Annotated in this window: 15 protein-coding genes and 7 pseudogenes; 12 read left to right on the top strand and 10 right to left on the bottom strand. The window is 65.3% G+C overall.

Annotated elements, in window-relative coordinates:
- Window positions 1-111: 111 nt before the first annotated feature.
- Together MKCMC460_RS29865 and MKCMC460_RS29860 are read right to left on the bottom strand one after the other, a co-directional pair.
- A complete protein-coding gene (locus MKCMC460_RS29865) occupies window positions 112-510 on the bottom strand; it encodes a hypothetical protein (RefSeq protein WP_238306230.1) in 399 nt (132 codons plus the stop codon).
- On the bottom strand, window positions 503-1,297 hold the full coding sequence (locus MKCMC460_RS29860) for a ParA family protein (protein ID WP_238306229.1): 795 nt from the start codon (window positions 1,295-1,297) through the stop codon (window positions 503-505). Before MKCMC460_RS29860 ends, MKCMC460_RS29865 begins: the two co-directional genes overlap by 8 nt.
- Before the next feature lie 779 nt (window positions 1,298-2,076).
- Between MKCMC460_RS29860 and MKCMC460_RS29855 the strand changes: the two genes are divergently transcribed.
- Entirely contained in the window at window positions 2,077-2,787 is a 711-nt protein-coding gene (locus MKCMC460_RS29855) for a ParA family protein (RefSeq protein WP_238306227.1), read from the top strand.
- Complete coding sequence (locus MKCMC460_RS29850; RefSeq protein WP_238306226.1) at window positions 2,787-3,653, top strand: ParB N-terminal domain-containing protein; 867 nt, start codon at window positions 2,787-2,789, stop codon at window positions 3,651-3,653. The genes MKCMC460_RS29855 and MKCMC460_RS29850 overlap by 1 nt, the downstream gene beginning before the upstream one ends.
- Window positions 3,654-3,678: 25 nt before the next feature.
- Here the strand turns inward: MKCMC460_RS29850 and MKCMC460_RS29845 are convergent, their stop codons facing one another.
- The gene (locus tag MKCMC460_RS29845; RefSeq protein ID WP_238306225.1) at window positions 3,679-4,107 is read right to left on the bottom strand and encodes a helix-turn-helix domain-containing protein; all 429 of its coding nucleotides are present in this window, start codon (window positions 4,105-4,107) and stop codon (window positions 3,679-3,681) included.
- A gap of 194 nt (window positions 4,108-4,301) precedes the next feature.
- Here MKCMC460_RS29845 and MKCMC460_RS29840 point away from each other — a divergent pair, with 194 nt between their 5' ends.
- The 3 genes and pseudogenes from MKCMC460_RS29840 to MKCMC460_RS29830 all read left to right on the top strand — a co-directional run.
- A complete protein-coding gene (locus MKCMC460_RS29840; protein WP_084023282.1) occupies window positions 4,302-4,514 on the top strand; it encodes a hypothetical protein in 213 nt (70 codons plus the stop codon).
- 285 nt (window positions 4,515-4,799) lie between these two features.
- Window positions 4,800-5,333: pseudogene (locus MKCMC460_RS29835) on the top strand (carboxylesterase family protein); the annotation flags it as partial.
- Window positions 5,334-5,427: 94 nt separating this feature from the next.
- Window positions 5,428-5,556 (top strand): annotated as a pseudogene (locus MKCMC460_RS29830) (C-5 sterol desaturase); the annotation flags it as partial.
- Between the two features lie 38 nt (window positions 5,557-5,594).
- Here MKCMC460_RS29830 and MKCMC460_RS29825 read toward each other — a convergent pair.
- Both MKCMC460_RS29825 and MKCMC460_RS29820 read right to left on the bottom strand, forming a co-directional pair.
- A pseudogene (locus MKCMC460_RS29825) lies at window positions 5,595-5,970 on the bottom strand (ArsR/SmtB family transcription factor).
- 145 nt (window positions 5,971-6,115) lie between these two features.
- Window positions 6,116-7,530: pseudogene (locus MKCMC460_RS29820) on the bottom strand (IS3 family transposase).
- Between the two features lie 665 nt (window positions 7,531-8,195).
- Here MKCMC460_RS29820 and MKCMC460_RS31970 point away from each other — a divergent pair.
- From MKCMC460_RS31970 to MKCMC460_RS29795, 5 genes are all read left to right on the top strand, one after another.
- Window positions 8,196-8,963: a HAMP domain-containing protein gene (locus MKCMC460_RS31970; RefSeq protein WP_309297879.1), complete on the top strand. Its 768-nt coding sequence runs from the start codon at window positions 8,196-8,198 to the stop codon at window positions 8,961-8,963.
- A 614-nt stretch (window positions 8,964-9,577) separates the two neighbouring features.
- Window positions 9,578-10,474, top strand: a complete 897-nt coding sequence (locus tag MKCMC460_RS29810; RefSeq protein WP_238306224.1) for a PE domain-containing protein — start codon at window positions 9,578-9,580, stop codon at window positions 10,472-10,474.
- 60 nt (window positions 10,475-10,534) lie between these two features.
- The gene (locus tag MKCMC460_RS29805) at window positions 10,535-11,719 is read left to right on the top strand and encodes a PPE family protein (RefSeq protein ID WP_238306223.1); all 1,185 of its coding nucleotides are present in this window, start codon (window positions 10,535-10,537) and stop codon (window positions 11,717-11,719) included.
- A gap of 130 nt (window positions 11,720-11,849) precedes the next feature.
- Window positions 11,850-12,146: a WXG100 family type VII secretion target gene (locus tag MKCMC460_RS29800; protein WP_238306222.1), complete on the top strand. Its 297-nt coding sequence runs from the start codon at window positions 11,850-11,852 to the stop codon at window positions 12,144-12,146.
- A gap of 50 nt (window positions 12,147-12,196) precedes the next feature.
- Window positions 12,197-12,481, top strand: a complete 285-nt coding sequence (locus tag MKCMC460_RS29795) for a WXG100 family type VII secretion target (RefSeq protein ID WP_238306221.1) — start codon at window positions 12,197-12,199, stop codon at window positions 12,479-12,481.
- 323 nt (window positions 12,482-12,804) lie between these two features.
- Here MKCMC460_RS29795 and MKCMC460_RS29790 read toward each other — a convergent pair.
- The 3 genes and pseudogenes from MKCMC460_RS29790 to MKCMC460_RS29780 form a co-directional block, all read right to left on the bottom strand.
- Window positions 12,805-13,214 (bottom strand): annotated as a pseudogene (locus MKCMC460_RS29790) (uroporphyrinogen-III synthase); the annotation flags it as partial.
- A pseudogene (locus tag MKCMC460_RS29785) lies at window positions 13,186-13,488 on the bottom strand (nitrite reductase (NAD(P)H) small subunit). The pseudogenes MKCMC460_RS29790 and MKCMC460_RS29785, both read right to left, overlap by 29 nt.
- Window positions 13,489-13,883: 395 nt before the next feature.
- The gene (locus tag MKCMC460_RS29780; protein ID WP_238306219.1) at window positions 13,884-14,921 is read right to left on the bottom strand and encodes a hypothetical protein; all 1,038 of its coding nucleotides are present in this window, start codon (window positions 14,919-14,921) and stop codon (window positions 13,884-13,886) included.
- A 268-nt stretch (window positions 14,922-15,189) separates the two neighbouring features.
- Between MKCMC460_RS29780 and MKCMC460_RS29775 the strand changes: the two genes are divergently transcribed.
- Entirely contained in the window at window positions 15,190-15,567 is a 378-nt protein-coding gene (locus tag MKCMC460_RS29775) for a BlaI/MecI/CopY family transcriptional regulator (RefSeq protein ID WP_238306217.1), read from the top strand.
- A gap of 104 nt (window positions 15,568-15,671) precedes the next feature.
- Here MKCMC460_RS29775 and MKCMC460_RS29770 read toward each other — a convergent pair whose 3' ends face one another.
- On the bottom strand, window positions 15,672-16,265 hold the full coding sequence (locus MKCMC460_RS29770; protein ID WP_238306216.1) for a hypothetical protein: 594 nt from the start codon (window positions 16,263-16,265) through the stop codon (window positions 15,672-15,674).
- Window positions 16,266-16,328: 63 nt separating this feature from the next.
- Window positions 16,329-17,535, bottom strand: a pseudogene (locus MKCMC460_RS29765) (IS256 family transposase).
- Between MKCMC460_RS29765 and MKCMC460_RS29760 the strand changes: the two are divergent.
- A complete protein-coding gene (locus MKCMC460_RS29760) occupies window positions 17,534-17,821 on the top strand; it encodes a hypothetical protein (RefSeq protein WP_238306215.1) in 288 nt (95 codons plus the stop codon). The pseudogene MKCMC460_RS29765 and the gene MKCMC460_RS29760 overlap by 2 nt on opposite strands.
- Window positions 17,822-17,910 lie beyond the last annotated feature (89 nt).

Genomic DNA, 17,910 nt, shown 5'->3' with positions numbered 1-17,910 from the left:
CCACTTTACCGCGGTAAAGTGCTATTCGGGATCCAGCGCGCAATAACGCGAGTTCAGCGGTGTGTGCTACGGCCTAGGTAGGCGGGATGCGGTTTGCTCGTAGGGTCCAGGTCAGGCCGTGCCAGCAGTCCGGCGCCGGCGCTGGCGGGACACCAGGGCCTCCTCAACGAGATTCGACGCGAAATCCTGCGCGGTCAACAGCACGTCGTCGCGCTTGGCTTCCAGCCATGCCGCGCGCAGCTGGGTCGCGGTCTCGGGCCGCAAACGCAGCGTCCGCGGGGCCCCAGGCGCCTCAGACTCGGTCGGCGGGGGCGGCGGCGGGTCGGCCGGTACGGCCAGCGGCACCGGCGCAGCAGCACGCGGCGGCGGTGCGGGGCGGCGAGACACCAGAGCCGCGCGGGCCTGGCGTGGTTCGGCGACGGGTTGGCGCTCGGGCTCCCCCGCGGCGCGGGTAGCCGAACCGACGTCGGACAACATCCCCATCACGACGTCCGACACGTTTTTAGCCATGGTGTCTCCCTCGGTTGCGGCGGCCCTGGTCAACGCGCTGCATCACGTCGACGGTGAAGGCGGCATAGGCCTGGGCCAGATCGGGGTCGGCCTCGGGGTCACCCAGAACGAATCCCCCGCTGACCATCCGCTCGGCGGCGGTGCGCTTAGGGATCAGCGCCTCGAACAGCGGCAGCCCGTCGGCACGCAGGGCCGCCAGGGTTTCGCGGCTGATGACCGTGTTGGGCTCGTACTTGGTCAACAGCACACCCAGCAGCTCGGCCGAGAGGACCTCGTGCTCACGCAGCGAGGCCGCCCACTGCAAGAACATGTGAACCCCGCGGCGGCCCCACTTGCTGGCATCTGTGGGAACGATCATCCAGTCGGCGGCGTTGAGCGCCGAGATCACCAGCTGCCCCAAGTTCGGCGACAGATCGAGCACCACGGCGTCATAGTCGCCGTAGACCGGCGCCAGGCGCATCGCCACCTGATACTCACGACGATGCATCATGACCAGCTGCTGATCGAGCTTGGCCACCGCCAAGGTCGAGGGCACCAACTCCAGATTCGGAATCCGGGTCTTGCGGATCACCCGGGCGATCGGGGCCTGCTCAGCGATCAAGTCGTACAGGTCGAGTTCCACATCATCGTCGGGGTCGAACATCGACGTTGAGTTGGCCTGCGCGTCGCAGTCCACCAACAGTGTGCGCCAACCCCCATGGGCCAGCCCGGCCGCCAAGCTCACCGCGGTGAAGGACTTGCCCACACCGCCCTTATGGTTCGCAATCGCAATAATCTCTGCTTTCACATGCACCCCTTACATCACAGCTGTCACAGTGGTGATTAGAACACGGCGTGACCCAGTGTTCGCGCGACGCGGTAACGGCGTGTTGCGGTCACCGGGTGATGGCAACACCCGGACACGGCGCCACCCCGTGATCCGAACACTTGATCGCGGAGTGGCCGGGTGATGAAATCGCGCCGCCACTCGGTGATGAGGCAACGCGCTCACCGTGTCATCGGATCACCGTGTCACTTGATCACTTGATCACTTGATCACTTGATCACCTGATCACGTGGGGAGGCGGTGATCCAATCACCACGCGATGAGGTGGCTCCGTGAGCCGATCACGTAATCAGGCCATCACCATGTGTCTCGGTGATCACGCCACACCGTGATCGGCTGACCCGATCAGCGCATCACCGGGTGATCCGATCACTAACTGCGACACTGGGGCCTACCGAGTGATCTCGATCACCAATCACGGCACTGGACGCCGCCCCGTCTGGCAACTTTGGCGTCGACACCTCGGAGGTGAGGTAGTCTGGCAAACTAGGTATAGATCGCATGTGGACCTGACGTCACTACAAAATCCGAGCTGGGGGAGCTGGCAAGCGTGTCAACCCACTTTACCGCGGTAAACTGGCAAATAGCGTGCTGGCGCTGATCTGTCGGACAGGTCGGGGAGACCGACGCACCGGAAGTCCGCGTGTCACTGCGGCGCCCAGACATCGTCGACCGTTAACATCGGGGCCGACCCATCCGAAGTACTCCGCCGTGCGGGGGAAGCATACGGAAGGCCATTTATGGCTGTGCACGTCGTCATCAACCAGAAGGGCGGCGTCGGCAAAAGCACCATCACGGTCAATCTGGCCGCGGTGACCGCCGACGTCCTTAACCACCACGACGATCCGGACGCCAGCTCACCGGTGGCCGCCGTCTCCGTCGACCCGCAAGGCTCAGCAGTGTGGTGGGCCTCGCGGATCAACGATCTGCCGTTCCACATCGTGCAGGCCCACGACGATCTGGCCGGCCTGGCCCGGCTCAAACACCTACCCGGCATCAAACACGTCTACGTCGACACCCCCGGCTGGATCGACCTCGACGGCGCCAACACCGCCGACCCGCTGGGCCGCGGCCCCGCCGCCGACGCGCTGCGCGCCGTCCTCAACGTCGCCGACCAAGTCATCATCCCCATCGAGACCGAACCGCTGTCCTTTGATCCGACCGCGCGCACCATCAATAAGGTCGTCAAACCACTCGGCCTGCCCTACGTCGTGGTGATCAACAACTGGGACCCCCGAGACGGAACTCACGACCTCAACGAGACCAAGGAATTCATCCGACTCAACAAGTGGCCGATGGCAAACACCGTCATCCGCCACTACAAGCTGCACGCCCGCGCCAGCGCCGACGGGCAGGTCGTCACCGAATACCCCGCCAACCGCGTCGCCTTGCAAGCCCGCGAAGACTTCTACCGTTTCGCGCTCGAGCTCAACATCGGGGCAGGCCACTGATGGCGCCGCGCGGAAGACGCACCAGCCTGGCCGCGCTGGCCGGCGACGTCGGCGAGAACTCACCCGTCGAACAGCAGCCCGGCGCCGCCACACCGCGCAGCGCGCCGCTTTCCGAACTGAGCGCCAACCCGCACAACCCGCGCGAGGACCTCGGTGATCTCACCGACCTGGCCTCCATCGCCGACATGCAGCTCCAGCCCGCCGTCGTGGTCACCGCCAGCGCCTACCTCGAGCTGTACCCCAAGGACCGCATCACCACCCGCTACGTCGTGGTCAACGGATGCCGGCGGCTGGCCGCGGCGCACAAATACGGCTGCGCCGAGCTGGACATCGTCGTCAACGACGCCATCGCCCGGGATCGGATCACCCTGATCTCGGCGGCGATCACCGAAAACGTGGACCGGCAAGACTTCGACGTCATTGAAGAAGCCCGCGCCGTGGAGGCCCTGGTCGCCGAGTGCGGCCGCGCCGATCTGGCCGGCCAGCGTCTGCACCGAACCGAAAGCTGGGTGTCGCAGCGACGCGCCCTGCTCAAACTGGCCCCGGAACTGCAAACCGCCCTGCGCCGCGGGGAACTCGCCATCCGCGAAGCCCGCTCCCTGGCCCGGGTGCCCCTTGAACAGCAAGTCGCCCGCTGGCGCGCAGCCCTGGATAGACAGCAGTCCCGGGACGACAAGACCACACCCGAGAATCCCAAACCGACCCCGCGGTCGCGTGTCCTGGCGACCGCCCTGGCTAAGTTCGACGCCGAACCCAACCTGCTCGCCGACGCGCTGCGCAGCTACCTCGGCGACGACGGCCTCAGCAGACTGCTAGCGCTGCTGCAACCCGGGCATGCCGGCGATGCCGCACGCGGACGCTCCTAGGTGGGGTTGGCATGCTACCGGCGCGTCAGAGGTGATCAGCCAGTTCACCTAGGTGACCCGGCGTGACGAACTGCGCCAGCGCGTCCAGATAGTTCTGGGCCGCGGCCCGATACTTCTCGGCCGCGCTTTCGCCGGCCAGCATGTTCTGTTGCGCGGCGATCAGCAGCCGATTGACCTCCATCTGGGTGACCAGCTGCGCGCGTAGGTCAGCAAGGTCGGTACTTGATGGCGTCGCGGGGGAGGGGACCGCCGGAGCCGGTAAGGCGTCGGCGTAGACGTACCACCGCAGCCGCTCGGGGCGCGGGATGGCTCCGCCGCGCAATTCCCCCGCCTTAATGGCGCGCACCACCGTGCGCGGGTCCTTGCCCAGCCGTGCAGCGGCTTCCTGCAGCGACACGTAGGGACCCGTTGGTGTCGTCTCCACGCCTGGTGGCGCCTCTTTGAACTCGCTCATCGTCTCGATCCGCGCGCGGGGGAGTGCTCCTCTCCTAACGACACTATGCTCTTAATTAGTGGCATTGTAGCGACATGGGCGCGCGGCGCGGCCGTATATGTCGCTAATTAACGACATCGATGCCCTAAACTAGTGGCAGCGAGGACCGCGGTATCGCGGCAAGTTATAGAGCGATGTTGTCGAGGGGAACAGTTGTGGCGACACAAACCGAACACCAGGCTCGGACCAGGAAGGGTACCGAGACCAGGCAACGCACCAAGATGGTGGGTTTGCGTCTCCGCCCCGAAGATCACCAGCGATTGACCCGGCTCGCCGAGCTGCGCGGCGTCAACGTCGCCGCCCTGTTCGAATCGACCGTGTCCGACCTGCTGGCCACGCCCCTGCCCGACGAGGCCCTGACCGCCTAACTGCCAGAAGGCTTCCCGCAAAGCACTCATCTGCAAGGACAGGATCGGTAACGTACCCGGCTCCAGACGATCAGAGATCCCCAGATCTAGCTCGGTCTGCCCAAGCGGCCAACCGGTCGGCCGCCGCGGCCTCCAGCGCCGCCAACTCGATGTCGTCACGCGCCGAACCGAGATGCTCGATTGAGCGGGAGCCTTTGCATCAGGACCACACGATCTGCACCGCCGTGGCCCCCGACGACGTCTTCACCGTGCGCACGTAGGCCATCCGGGCAGCCTACGGCGCGGCTGATGCCGATCACCCCGCCGCCGAACAGCCCGACCTGCAACCTGCAATTGCCGGCCGAGGAACAGATCGTCTCGGCCTATTCCGGGATGCGGGCCAAGGCCCGCGGATTGAGCATCGCCAGCGACATCGGCTTCCGGATGCCGTCGGTGTGGTTCGCCGAAGGCCACAGCGCGGCCGCACCGGTGTATCTGTACCGCTTCGACTCGAGCACCCCGATGCTGCGGCTGCTGCGCATCGGCGGCGCCCACGCCACGGAATTGCCCTACGTGTGGGGCAATCTCGCGAAAGAGTCCATCCTGTTCCGGTTCGGCGGCCTGAAGACAGCCAGAGCAGTGTCGGAGCGGATGCGGGCCCGCTGGCTGAATTTCGCCACGCAGGCCAAGCCCATCGGCCCGCCGGGGGAACCGCAGTGGCTGCCGTATCGGCTGACTGACCGCACCTGCCTGATCATCGACAAGCAGGACACGATCGCCCACGACATCGACGCGCACATCCGCGCCGCGTGGGGCAGCGAGGTGCTGCACTTCCGGTAGTCGCGGGCGCCGGCGCCGCCACCCGCCAATTCCGTGGATTAACTGCTTGGCCGGGAGGTGTCAGGGTGGACGGGATCCGGGCTTTCTTTAGACGCTGCTGCAGAAGTGGAACAACAGCGGCGAGATCCTGATGTGGGTTCGGTTGCCGCTGTTCGGCATTCCGCCGTGGATGGTGTTCGCCCGCTTCTCGATCAACCTGATCTACCAGTTCTGGGTGCACACTATCAAGGCGACGCAGGCATCACCGGCGAGGCCCGGCAGTCAGTGCGTCGGCTCCGTGGCGGGACTGTGCACGCCGTAGGTCGGGCACAAGGCCACCGCCTGACCGGTGGCCTGCAGCACCGCCTCTGCCGACGTCAACACGTCGATCAGGGCGGGCTGGGTCAGCCGAAACAGCGAGGCCCGCCCCACCGGCTCGAAATCCACCAGGGCGCACTTGCGCAGGCAGCCAAGGGTGTTTGGACACCGTGGACTGTGCCAACCCGACCGCGTCGACCAGGTCGGTCACCCGCGCCGGACCGGTCGCCAACCGCCGCACGATCGCCAGCCGGGTGGGGTCGCCCAGCGACCGGAATAGTGCCGCCGCGGGGGCCAGCTCAACCCGCTCCACTTCCTGAGAACTCGCTGTTATCCCCATCCGCCGATGGTATAGCCTCACGGCGAAGACAAGTGACTAAAGGCCCTAGGAGCGTGTACTGGCCCTTAGCGAGGGGCAGCCTCGTGGACCTTGCCGTCAGGATGGCAGCCTCGGAATTTTTCAAGGTGGATGAGTCCAAGGGGTGTTAGGCGGCTGTCGTGTCGGTCTCCTGAGTGGTGTCCTGGGCTGGTCGGTTGATCCAGACGGTGTCGGGTAGGTCGAGGATCTTCGGTGGGCCGGTGGTGCCGAGGCGGTGTGGGTGTCGGGCGCGGGCCTGGGTGAGTACGGCGCGCCGGTCGGCGGCTTTGTCGGTGGCCAACCCGAAGTGCACGTCGGCGGGTGTGTGTAGCCCGATCCCGGTCTGACGATGCTCATGGTTGTACCAATTGGTGAAGATGTCCATCAATTGCCTTGCCTGGCAGAGTGATCCGAATCGTTCAGGAAATTCCGGCCCGTACTTCAAGGTCTTGAACAGCGACTCTGAGCACGGGTTGTCGTTGGACACCCGGGGCCGCGAATGTGACCGGGTGACCTCGAGATCGGCGAGCAGCGCAGCGACGGTCTTGCTGGTCATCGACGTTCCCCGATCGGCGTGCACGACCTGCGGTACACCGTGCACCTTGAAGATCTGCTCCATCAGTTCCTTTGCCAGAACACCGGATTCGTGGGTATGCACGTGGACACCGACGATGTAGCGGGAGTAGATGTCGATCATCACGTACGCATCGAAGTAGGTGCCTTTCACCGCGCCCGCGAGCTTGGTGATATCCCGCGAATACACCTGCCGCGGTGCGGTCGCGACCGCTCCGGGCATACCTTGGCCGGGTGTCGCGCCAGCCGGCGGCGTTCGACGACCAGCGAGTTCTCCGCCAACACTCGGTACATCGTGGACACCGAACACAGGTAGACGCCCTCGTCGAGCAGTTGGGCATAGATCTGCAACGGCGCGATCGACGAACCGGCCGCTGGTGAGCACCTCAAGGACCCGGCGCCGTTCCAGATCAGTCAGCTTGTTGGCCGGGTCGCCCGCCGGTTGCGCCGACAGCGCTGGCGTGGGGGCCCTGGCAGCATTGAGCCGCCGGGTCGCCGTTGAGCGCACCATTGCGGTCAACACCGCTGCCTGCCTCGTAGAAACACCACCGGCGATCAGCGACATGTAGGTTTGCGTCATCGATTCTTGCGCTGCTCGTCGGAATCCGCTCTCTCGGAAAGAGTCTCCAAGAGAGCATGTGCTTTTCCCATGATGTCCAGGGCGGCTTCGGTGGTGCTCAACCGCTTGCTCAGACGCGCGTTCTCCCGGCTGAGACGGGCGATCTCGGCCTGCTCGGCGGTGAGCCTGCCGACCTTTTCGCCGGGCCGTTTGCCTGCCAACACCCCAGCGTCGCGCTGCTTGCGCCATTCGCTGATCAACGACGAATACAAGCCCTCCCGCCGCAAGTAGGCGCCACCCTCACCATGCTCGCAGGCCCGTTCGTAGGCGCTCAGGTAGGCAAGCTTGTCCGACGCGGTGAACGCGCGACGCCGCCGCGGCCCATCAGCTCTCGGGGGAGATGGATCCATCCGATCATTGTGGTTCACCGCGGCAATCGTGGAGCTGGTCATCGTGTGCCGATCCGTATCTCGCCCCGCGTCAGGCCGATTTGCTGTGAACCAGTGGACTCAACTCACCCTGACACGCAGGGCGGTACGGTACGAGGTACAGGTTGGCTCTCTACGCGGTCTTCTTTCCCGTGACGCTGTCGGTCTACCTCCCCTTGACGTTGTCGATTGCCACTTTCGAAAAGTCCGGCCACTACCTTGAGGCGGCAATCGTCACCGCTGGCGCCGCGCTGGTGCTCGGATACCTGATGGTTTCTCCAGGCCACCGGCAAATGCGGCTAAGTGGAGCAGTGGGCAACAGGCCACGAAGTCGATCGTGCGACTGCCCTTGAGGGCACCTACTCCTTTGCCCGCCGGTCGTCTTCCCTAATGGTGTGGAGCACCGGGGTGTGGGTCGCGGTGGTGTCGGTCGCTGTCGGTGCGATCGCCGGGGCGACGGGGTTGCGGCTGTTCCAGTGCCCGATCCTCGGCGCCGTCTATGCAACGGGCGTCGATCTGATCGCTTATCACAACATCGCGGAGGCAGTGCTGCGGTCAGTGCGGGTCGCTCTGGCCGGTGACACCGGAATCGGGATGCACTGCCGCGCTCCCGCCCCAGCTTTGCCGCGCGCTCGAACGTGTCCGTGGTGGCGGTCGCGTTCACCTTCGCCCTGGCAGGCGCGATGCTGGCGGCCGTGTTCAATCGGGCCAGTGAGATCCCCGTTCTCGCCGTCGTGATCGGTGGTGCGTTGGCGATCGGCCTCGGGTTTTCACCGTCTCTGCAACCGATTCGCGACCTCGCCCAAGGAGCCGAACGTGTTGGGGCTGGCGACTTCAGCCAGCGCCTGCCGGTGGTGCAGGACGATGACCTGGGTGCGCTCGCGGCATCGTTCAACCGCATGCAGGCCGGTCTGGCTGAGCGGCAACGACTTCAGGCGGCGTTCGGGACGTATGTCGATCCCGGCCCGGCGGCGCGGCTACTTGAACAGGGTGACGATGTCTTCACCGGGGAACGCCGCGAGGTCACGGTGATGTTCGTGGACATCATATCGATGAATGCCGTTCGCAGCGCACCGATCCGGTTGGCTGCCGCCGAATCTATCGCGTCAACTCCCGGGTGCTGCGGTGGAGTGCCCCGTGACGATCAGGAATTGGCTTGTCCGATGCCGTCGCTGGTTGAATGGCAAACAACGAGCACTGGGTGGGTGCAGGTCTTCGCCGACGCCGAGCGAGCCGGGCATACCGCACTGAACCTCGCCGTCGATGACCTGGAAAACGCGGTCAACGAGCTCATCGGTCGCGGACTAGCTCCGGGCGAGATCCAGACCGCAAACACGGGTGTGCGGCTCTCGGCGCTGACCGACCCTGATGGCAAGACGATCACGCTGATCGGCGGCTTCCGCGAGGTCTACTAGCCCGATCTCAGCACCGTAGCTTCGGCCTAGACTTCGGGCTGACCTACGAACGGGCGGTACTCGATTGGTTTGATCGGCTGCCGCCGACGATTACCAGTTCCGATTAGCGGACAGGTCTGCTGCACGAATAGGCGCCACCTTGGTGGTGTTGACGCGTTCCGTTACCGATCGGCTTGGCGGTGGCTCGAAAGTCTGGTCGTTTCCTTCGCGGAGACATTGTTGCAGCAATTGCGCTCGGAGTGCTGCGATCGACATTCCCTGACCGTAGACGGGATTGAAGCTACAGATCGCGTCTCCAATGACCGGCAGTCCTCCCGTGAAAAAACCGACTTGCGCTCTTCCCACGATCTGAGTATGGCCGCGCGCCGCGCGCCGGATAGGGGTGGCGGCCCGGCTTTATCCATATGACATGGCTATGTCGGCTGCGAGAAGCCTGTTAAAACTGCCCGCGCTTCGTTAAAACGCCGTAAACGTCCGTCACGCTGCAGCTTTCCGTGGCGACTCTGGAGCCGTGGCTGATTAGTGTTACGCCAACGCACAGGGGCCGTTACGCAAACACACAGGGCTGACCCGGGGAACAAGGTCGGTATTTCTTCACACACGAGGAGCAATAGATGTCATTTCTGACAGCAGTGCCGCAAGAGCTGGCCGCGGCGGCGGCGCAACTGGGAGCGATCGGCAGCGCCCTGGCGGCGCAGAACGCGGGTGCCGCGGCCCCGACGACCGCCATCGCTCCCGCGGCCGCCGACCAGGTGTCGATCATTCAGTCCGGAATCTTCACCGCGTACGGCGCTCTTTATCAGCAGGTCTCCGCCGAGGCTCAGGCGATTCAAGAGCAGTTCGTACAAACCCTGGGGCTCAGCAGCGGTACCTACGAACAAAGCGAGGCGGCCAACGCGGCTGCGGCCACATTGACCTCGGGTGCGCAGGCCGCGGCGGCCGCCCCTGCGGCCGCTTCCCCTGTGGACAGCTTCCTCAACACGGTATCCACGCTGATCGGTGGCCCCCTCACCAGCGTCGGTGGCCAGCCGTTCAGCCTGTCGGGTAACACGGCCAACATTACGAGCTTCCAGATTGGAAACTGGACCTCGGCCGGTTCAGACCTTTTCGGGCTGTTCGGTGGTGGTCTTATGTCGGCGCCCGCGGATGCTGGGGCCGACGCTGCCGGCGCCGCCGCAGAAGGCGCGGAGGGCGCTGCCGTGGGGGAGGTGGGCGCGGTAGGGACCGCCGGCGGTGGGGCTCCGGTCGCGGCCGGCCTCGGCGGGGCAACCACGGTCGGTGCCATGTCGGTGCCGCCCAGCTGGGCCGCAGGCACCACCCTGGTGTCGAGCACTGGCCCGAGCGCACTATCGGGCGCGGGCTGGACCGCGGCTGCACCGGCGGCCGCGACGGGCAGCGGGTTCTATCCCGGGATGCCGGGGATGGCATCGGCCGCGCGCAACAGCGCCGGCTTCGGCGCGCCGCGCTACGGCGTCAAGCCCATCGTCATGCCGAAGCCGGTCGCCGTCTAAGCACCGCACAAATTCAACCCGGTCATTAAACGGACTAACCCAAAAGAAACGGGATAGAAAATGTCTTTCGCAGCATTCCCCCCCGAAATCAACTCCGGGCTCATGTACAGCGGTGCGGGCGCAGGACCGCTCATGGCCGCCGCGACGGCGTGGAACAACCTGGCCGCCGAGATCAGCACCACAGCGACGCAGTACGAGTCCATCATCACGTCACTGACCACCGAGCAGTGGACCGGCCCCGGGTCGGCGGCAGCGGCGGCAGCGGCTCAGCCTTACGTGTCCTGGCTGACCTCGACGGCGGCGGCGGCAGAACAGGCGGGTATCCAGGCCACGGCATCGGCAGCCGCTTATGAGGCGGCGTTTACGGCAACGGTGCCTCCGCCATTGATCGCAGCCAACAGGGCAACGCTGTCCGCGCTCGTCGCCACGAACTTCCTGGGTATCAACACCCCGGCGATCATGGCCACCGAGGCTCACTACGCCGAAATGTGGGTCCAGGACGCCACCGCGATGGCCACGTATCAGGCCGCTGCGGCCGTCGCTGCCCTGTTGGAGCCGTTGACTCCGGCCACGCCGACCACCAATCCGGGTGCCGCGGGCGTCCAGGGGGCGGCGGTCGCCGCGGCGGCGGCGGTTCAGCCCGCGGCGGGTCTGGGCGACATCGTCACTGGCCTGCAGGGCGAGTTGAGCAACCTCGCCCTCGGGACGTCGTCCATTGGTACCGGCCTGTTCAACGCGTTGCCTGTCCCCGTGCAGGAGCTGCTGACCGCGCTGGACGGCTTCATCGGAAGCCCGCTCATATTCAATGGCATCCAGCAGGTAGGTGTCACGGGCTCTTGGATGGCCATGAATGCTATTCCTAACGTGATATTGGGTGCACACACCGCTGCCGGCCTCGCAGCCGCCGCTCCCGCAGAAGCTGCCGTCGCCGCCGAAGGTGCCGTTGAAGGTGCGGCAGCGGGCGTGGCCGGAGAGGTGGCGCCGGTCGGGGCGGCCGCCAGTCTGGGCGAGGCGTCTCTCGTCGGGAGCCTGTCGGTGCCGGCCAGCTGGGCCAGCGCCACGCCTGCGGCGTCCGCCGCGACCGCCTTGGCGGGCAGCGGCTGGACCGTTCCCGAGGAAGCCGCGGCACCGGGGATGATGGCCGGGATGCCGGGTATGGCATCGGCAGCCAAGGGGTCTGGTGCCTTCGCCGGACCGCGGTACGGGGTCAAGCCGATCGTCATGCCCAAATCGTTCGTCGTGTGACGCGGAGAAAAAAGGAGGACTCGTCCTCCGTTTGCAGCCAGCAATCAACCGCAAAGCCGTAATTTAACCGCTGGACGGCTCAACCACACCGAAGACCTCAAGATGACTTCAAGATAAGGAGACACCAAGCATGACCACACGTTTTTTGACTGACCCGCACGCGATGCGCGCCATGGCTGGCCGCTTCGAAACTCACGCTCAGACCGTCGAGGACGAGGCCCGCCGCATGTGGGCGTCCTCGCAGAACATCTCGGGTGCCGGCTGGAGCGGTTTGGCGCAGGCGACCTCGCTGGACACCATGGGCCAGATGAACACCGCCTTCCGCAACATCGTGAACATGCTGCACGGGGTGCGCGACGGCCTCGTCCGCGACGCCAACAACTACGAGCAGCAAGAGCAGGCCTCGCAGCAGATCCTCGGCAGCTAACCCCTACAACCCCAGCTGCCCGACAGCTTCAACTCAGGAGGATTACAACAATGTCAATCAACTACCAGTTCGGCGATGTCGACGCCCACGGCGCGCTGATCCGCGCCCAGGCCGCCAACCTGGAGGCCGAGCACCAGTCCATCGTTCGCGATGTGCTGGCTGCCGGTGACTTCTGGGGCGGCGCCGGTTCGGTGGCTTGCCAGGAGTTCATCTCCCAGCTTGGCCGCAACTTCCAGGTGATCTACGAGCAGGCCAACCAGCACGGCCAGAAGGTGCAGAGCGCCGGCAACAACATGGCGCAGACCGACAGCGCCGTCGGCTCCAGCTGGGCCTGACGCAACACTTTTCAGTAGCAGTGTGGCCGCACACCGGTTGGTGTGCGGCCACGTTGTTTTCTGGCGAAAACCTTGATTTATCTGCCTTTTCCCTGGAATGACCTTCGAAACGCCGCGCTTTCCACCACTCCGCTCGCGCCGGTGAATGACCATGACGGGGAATTCGGGCATTCGCCTGATATCGGCGAAAATTTTTCGTGGTCGGCCGCTTTGCCCGAAGCTATCTTCGACCCCGGCGTCACTGACGACCAATAGCCTTGCAGCACAATATCTTTGGTGAGATCGACCGCAAGACCCGATCGCATATGTGGGTGCATCGCGGATCGGCCGCACACCTCCCGCGACGCCTCGGATTCTGGACTCCACTCCTCGCGCAGCCCCGGCCTGGCCAATTGCCCCGCACTCCTTTGGTCCCCGCGCCAGGATGCGCGCCGACGCGAGCGCGGCGACCAGTTCATCGGCGACATCCCAACCATGCGCGGCCTCGATCCAGCCGCGCAAGCCGATGCCGGTGGTCACGACGACCACATCGGGTGGCTTCTCCACGAGCAGTGTTGTGACGCCGTAATTCGATATCATCGATGAGCGGAATGATCCGGATGGCCAGGGCGTGCACCACGGTAGCGCCACGGCGCTCCAACAGGGCGATCAGTTCCTCCGACCGACGTGTCGCCGTCACCCCGATGGTGAATCCTGCCAGTGGATCACTTGCGGACGACTTCAACGATTCCATTCCTCACCCGCACGTCGTAGACCCTCAGCGGCAGCGACTCGTCATCAAGGCGGCGTCCATCACGAACCGAGAAGAGCTGTTTGGGCAGCGGCGACGCGACGGTGGGCTCACCGCAGCGGTCGCCGGTGATTCCCCGCGATATCACCCCCGCCCCACCGAACGGATCGATGTTCTGACCGGAACCAGCGTTTGATCGGACAGCAAGAACAGCGCCACCTGCTGCACGCCGCAACAGCACGCCAACCGCACGTCCGGGCAGCAGGAGTGCCGGCATGCCCTTGTCCAGACCCGGGGCATCCGGGTCGACGACGCGCGCCCGTTCAACGAGCACGGTCATCGGCTGCTCCTCCCATTGGTATCAACGGCACGACGGCATGTTCCTGCCATTAGGGCGAACCTGCGCCGTGGCACCCATCGGCGGTATTTTGTCAAGCATCACCGGTCTTTCGCGGGCCGCTGTCGTCGTACACCACCGTCGGGTCGGCTGTTCGCGGACGTTGACGCATGACCCCAACCGCGAGAGTGTCACCTCGTAAGCAGCACTGCGGTCCACTCATCGGTGTAGCCGACGATGTGTTGCACCGTCACGGCCATCCAGCGCCGCCGCGGCGTACGCGCAAACATGATCACGTGCGCTGATGCCGTTGCGCGGCACGGTGTTCAGGTCACTCATCGCATAGGCCGAGACATCGGCGGGGGGTCGGCCGGATCGGTGCGCCGAAGGCCGGGCCCCACGACCGGATGGACCTTGATCAGCTCGCCGCGCCAAAACAGTTGCACCGTGCGGGCATCTACCCGGGCGTCCAGTCGCTGCCCAACCAGCTCACCGGGCACGCTGTAGAAGGCGTTGGCGATCCGCACGTGCCCGTCTGGGGCAACTCTGGGGTGGGTCCAGGTCGGGATGTCGAACGCCTCGTCCGGTGCTGGCTTGAGCTTGGTCTGCTCGTCGGTGAAGAACACCTCAGCGGGGCGGCGTCCGTTGGTGCTGTGCACCCGCATCCCCGCCACCTCAGCACACCAGTGCTCAGCTTGTGCCCGGCAATCATCGAGATCCCGGAATTGTGCACCGGCATAGAAATTCGACCTCACAAAGGACACACTGCGCTCAACCCGCGGTCGGTCATGTCGACTGCCGATGCCGGTGAGCTCCACAGCGAACCCCCGCACTTGGGCGTACTCGCCAAACGTTTCGTTGAGTATTGGGTCCGTTGCATACGCGCGGTTAACGATGGCACCTATGTCGTCACACACCACCGCCGGGAACACCCCACCAAAGAACGCCCACGCCGCCTCGAACCCCGCGATCACATCGCCTAGCGTCGGCCACCAGGTGGGATAAACGAACATGTGTTGCGAGTACACCGCGGTGAAGATCAACCCGTGCACCACCCGGCGCCGCTCGTCCGATTCGTCGGGGAGCATGCCCAGCCGGCCGAAGACGACCTGCACCGTTGACCCAGGTTCGCAGATGGGCACCGGTACCGTGATCTGCCGCCGCCCCCAATGTAATTCGGCCGTGGCGTAACCAAGCAACGACCGATACGGCACCACCACGCCACGCTCGCCGAGCAGTGTATGCACCTTGGTCATCGTCAAGCCCTGATCCAGCCACGCCTTGATCTGCCCGGCGTGGACGGCGATCGCCTCCCACGCCTCAGTCTTGCGCTTGGGCCGACTCGGCCGCACCCCGACCATCACCGGCGCCAACAAGTCATCATCAACTGGCAGGCGCCGCCATCGCGGCCGACGCTGCACGTGCGGACCTGGTCCACGGTCCTCCCGTCGCGAAGGCCGCGAGCCACGTTGGCCAACGTTCTACTGTCTATGTACGGAGATAGTAATTTAGATCGACCTCGCCCACAATCATACTCGACTGCATCGGCGCATAGGCGGGCCGAGATCGCAGCGGCGGCACACATACCCGAGGCGAATCGAATCGGGCACGCAGGGTGGCAGCCAGATCGGAGGCGTGGCAGTGCGGGTACGTGGATTCGGGGAGTTGGAAGCGGTGGTGATGGACCGTATCTGGGACCGGGATGGGACGACGACGGTCCGCGAGATTTTCGACGAGCTGGCCGCCGAACGCGAAATCGCCTATACCACCGTGATGTCGACCATGGACAACCTGCACACCAAGGCCTGGTTGGCGCGTGAACGAGACGGCAAGGCCTACCGGTACTGGCCGACGCTGACCCGCGAGCAGCACAGCGCCCAGCTGATGCGTGCGGCACTCGACGGTGGGGGGCGCTCCGAATTGGTGCTGAGCCACTTCATCGAACAGATCAGCCCCGAAGAATCCGCGCGTTTGCGTGCTGCGTTGCAGCGCCTGGCCAGACGCGCCCGACGCAAGTGAGCATGCACGCGTCGGCAGAGCGTGCATGCGGATGGCGTCGCCGCGAAAATCCTTAGGCCGTTTCGCGTTTCCCGAACTCGCCGACGCCTGGCGGCTGTTGGCGGCTACGGTGGTCCCATCATGCCGCCGGGCCCCATCATCCCCCCGGGCCCCATCATGCCGCCGGAACCGCCCATCATGCCGCGCATCATCGCGGGCATTCCGTCGTGCACTAACCCGCTCACCTCACCGGCGTGGGCACGGATGGCGTCGGTGAGGGCGGGATCATCGGAGGTTTCCTCGGCGATGACGCCGGTGGGCGTGAGCGTCAACTGGCGGCGGTAGCCCCCGGCGTTCCCGAACAGCGTCGGCAGGCTCTGGCTCATACACATGACCTCGGAGCCCTGGTCGACATGGGAGTACATGCTCGACACGTGCGCATGCAGCTGCGCCGCCAGATCCGGCGAGCCTGACTGGGTGGTGGTGCGTGCCCCGCCGGGGATCTCCTGGACCGTGCGGCTGATCTCGGTGTGCCGGTTGAACATGTCCATGTAGAGGCTCATGTCCGCCGCACTGGCACCCATCATGCTGCCGTCGGTCAGGCGGATCCGCAGCACGGGTGGACCAACGACGCCGCGAAGCCCGTACCCGATACCCACAACCGCGCCCGCGCCCGCGCCCAGCGTCGCGAGCGCCGCCCGCCGCGTGACTCTAACCATGTGACGACCTCCCGGGGAGGTTGTCCCGAATTCCGTGGAACTTCGGCGGCGGTCCGGTGAGCATCAGGCTGCGCTCACCTGGTCATCATGCCCCATGGTGCCGACAGATTTGGCAACCTCGCGTTGGAGCGCGGCGCGGAGTGTCGGCAGGTGTAGGTGACCGTTGACACGGCGAAATTGCTTGCCGGCCTCGACCATCCCGACCGCGCACCAGCGCAGCGCCATCTGCCCGTCGCGCCAGCGTTTGACGTTGCTTGCGTGTTCACGGCAGACGGAGATCATCGACTCGATGCAGTTGGTCGAGCGCAACGTGCGCGCCAGCGTGGGTGGCACGTTCAGGCGCAGCACGGTGAGAGTCTCGTCGAGGCCCTCGCGCAGGCTGGCCGCCGCGCTTGGGTGGGTGCGGTCGAGTTCTTTGGCCAGAGCCAGCAGCGCAGCCTCGGCCTCCAGCACCGATCCGGCGTGGTAGGCGTCGGTCATCTGCCGGCCGACACCGGACCGAAATCGTTGCGGCAGATGATCTTTGACGTTTCGGATCTTATGCAGTTGGCAGCGTTGAATGACCGGGTGGTCAAGCACGTCGACGACGGCCTTGCGCAGCGCCTTGGAGCCGTCGAGGCCGACGAACATCGGGCGGCTGGCATCCAGGCCTCGATCGCGCAGGCCGACGAGCAGCTCAGTGACCAGGGTGGCGTTCTCGGTCGAGCCCTCCACCAATGCCAGCGGGTGCTTGACCCCGTCGAGGCCGATACCGAGGGCCACCACACAGCAGGACTCGGCGAAGTGCACCCCGTCGATCATAAGCGCGACGAGATCCAGCCCGGACAGATCGCGCGACAGCAGCTCGGCCAGCGCGGTTTCGGTCATCGCCACGAACCTCCGCGAGACCGCGGATTTGCTAGTCGCCGAGGCTATTTCATCAACCCGCTCACCGACCGGCTCAAGCCCGACCGGGTAACGGCGAGTCGACAGGCCGGCCAGCATCTTCTCCATCGCCATCCTGCCCAAGATCTCCGTCGAGCTAAACAACTCATAGGAGGCGACCGATAGCTCACCCGCCCCGTCGGCAGCCCGCACCCGCGGCCGGTTGATCGCCACCCGCCTGCCCACCCAGCGTCACCGACCCGCGCTCGCGGCCGTGCCGCACCGCAGTGCGACTCGCGTCGTGCCTGCCCTTCGGCCCGGCCAGCGCGCTCATGTCGGCCTCCATCAACGCCGCCATCACCTGCAAACCGGCGCCCACGGCGAGCGCCAACAGGCCCTCATGCATGTTCTCGGCGATCTCGGCCATCGCCACGCTCACCTGCTCCGGAAACGCACTCGCATCCACGGGCTGGATTTGGCTACTCTTCTTCACGGCGGTCCCCTTGCTGTTGGTGTTCTTTGGCGGAACGCCCGACACCTACCAAACGGCAGGTCGCAAGCGGGGGACCGCCACCTCAACTTCTACGAGACCCGGGACAACCTCCGGCGAGAAGGTTGGCGAGATAGTTGAGGAGGCCGGCGAGAAGGTTAAAGAGGCCGGCGAGAAGGTTACGGACCTCTTCAAAAAGTAAGTGCTGCGTCACCACGTAAATCGGTGTGACGGCCGGGCTTGTGCTTGGCTGCGGCCGCGGTAGTGATGGCCAGGATATTGGACAATCCG

Origin of the sequence: Mycobacterium sp. 20KCMC460 (assembly GCF_022179425.1) — a bacterium.
Taxonomy (GTDB): Bacteria; Actinomycetota; Actinomycetes; order Mycobacteriales; family Mycobacteriaceae; genus Mycobacterium; species Mycobacterium kiyosense.
This window is presented reverse-complemented; position numbering and strand designations above follow the sequence as displayed.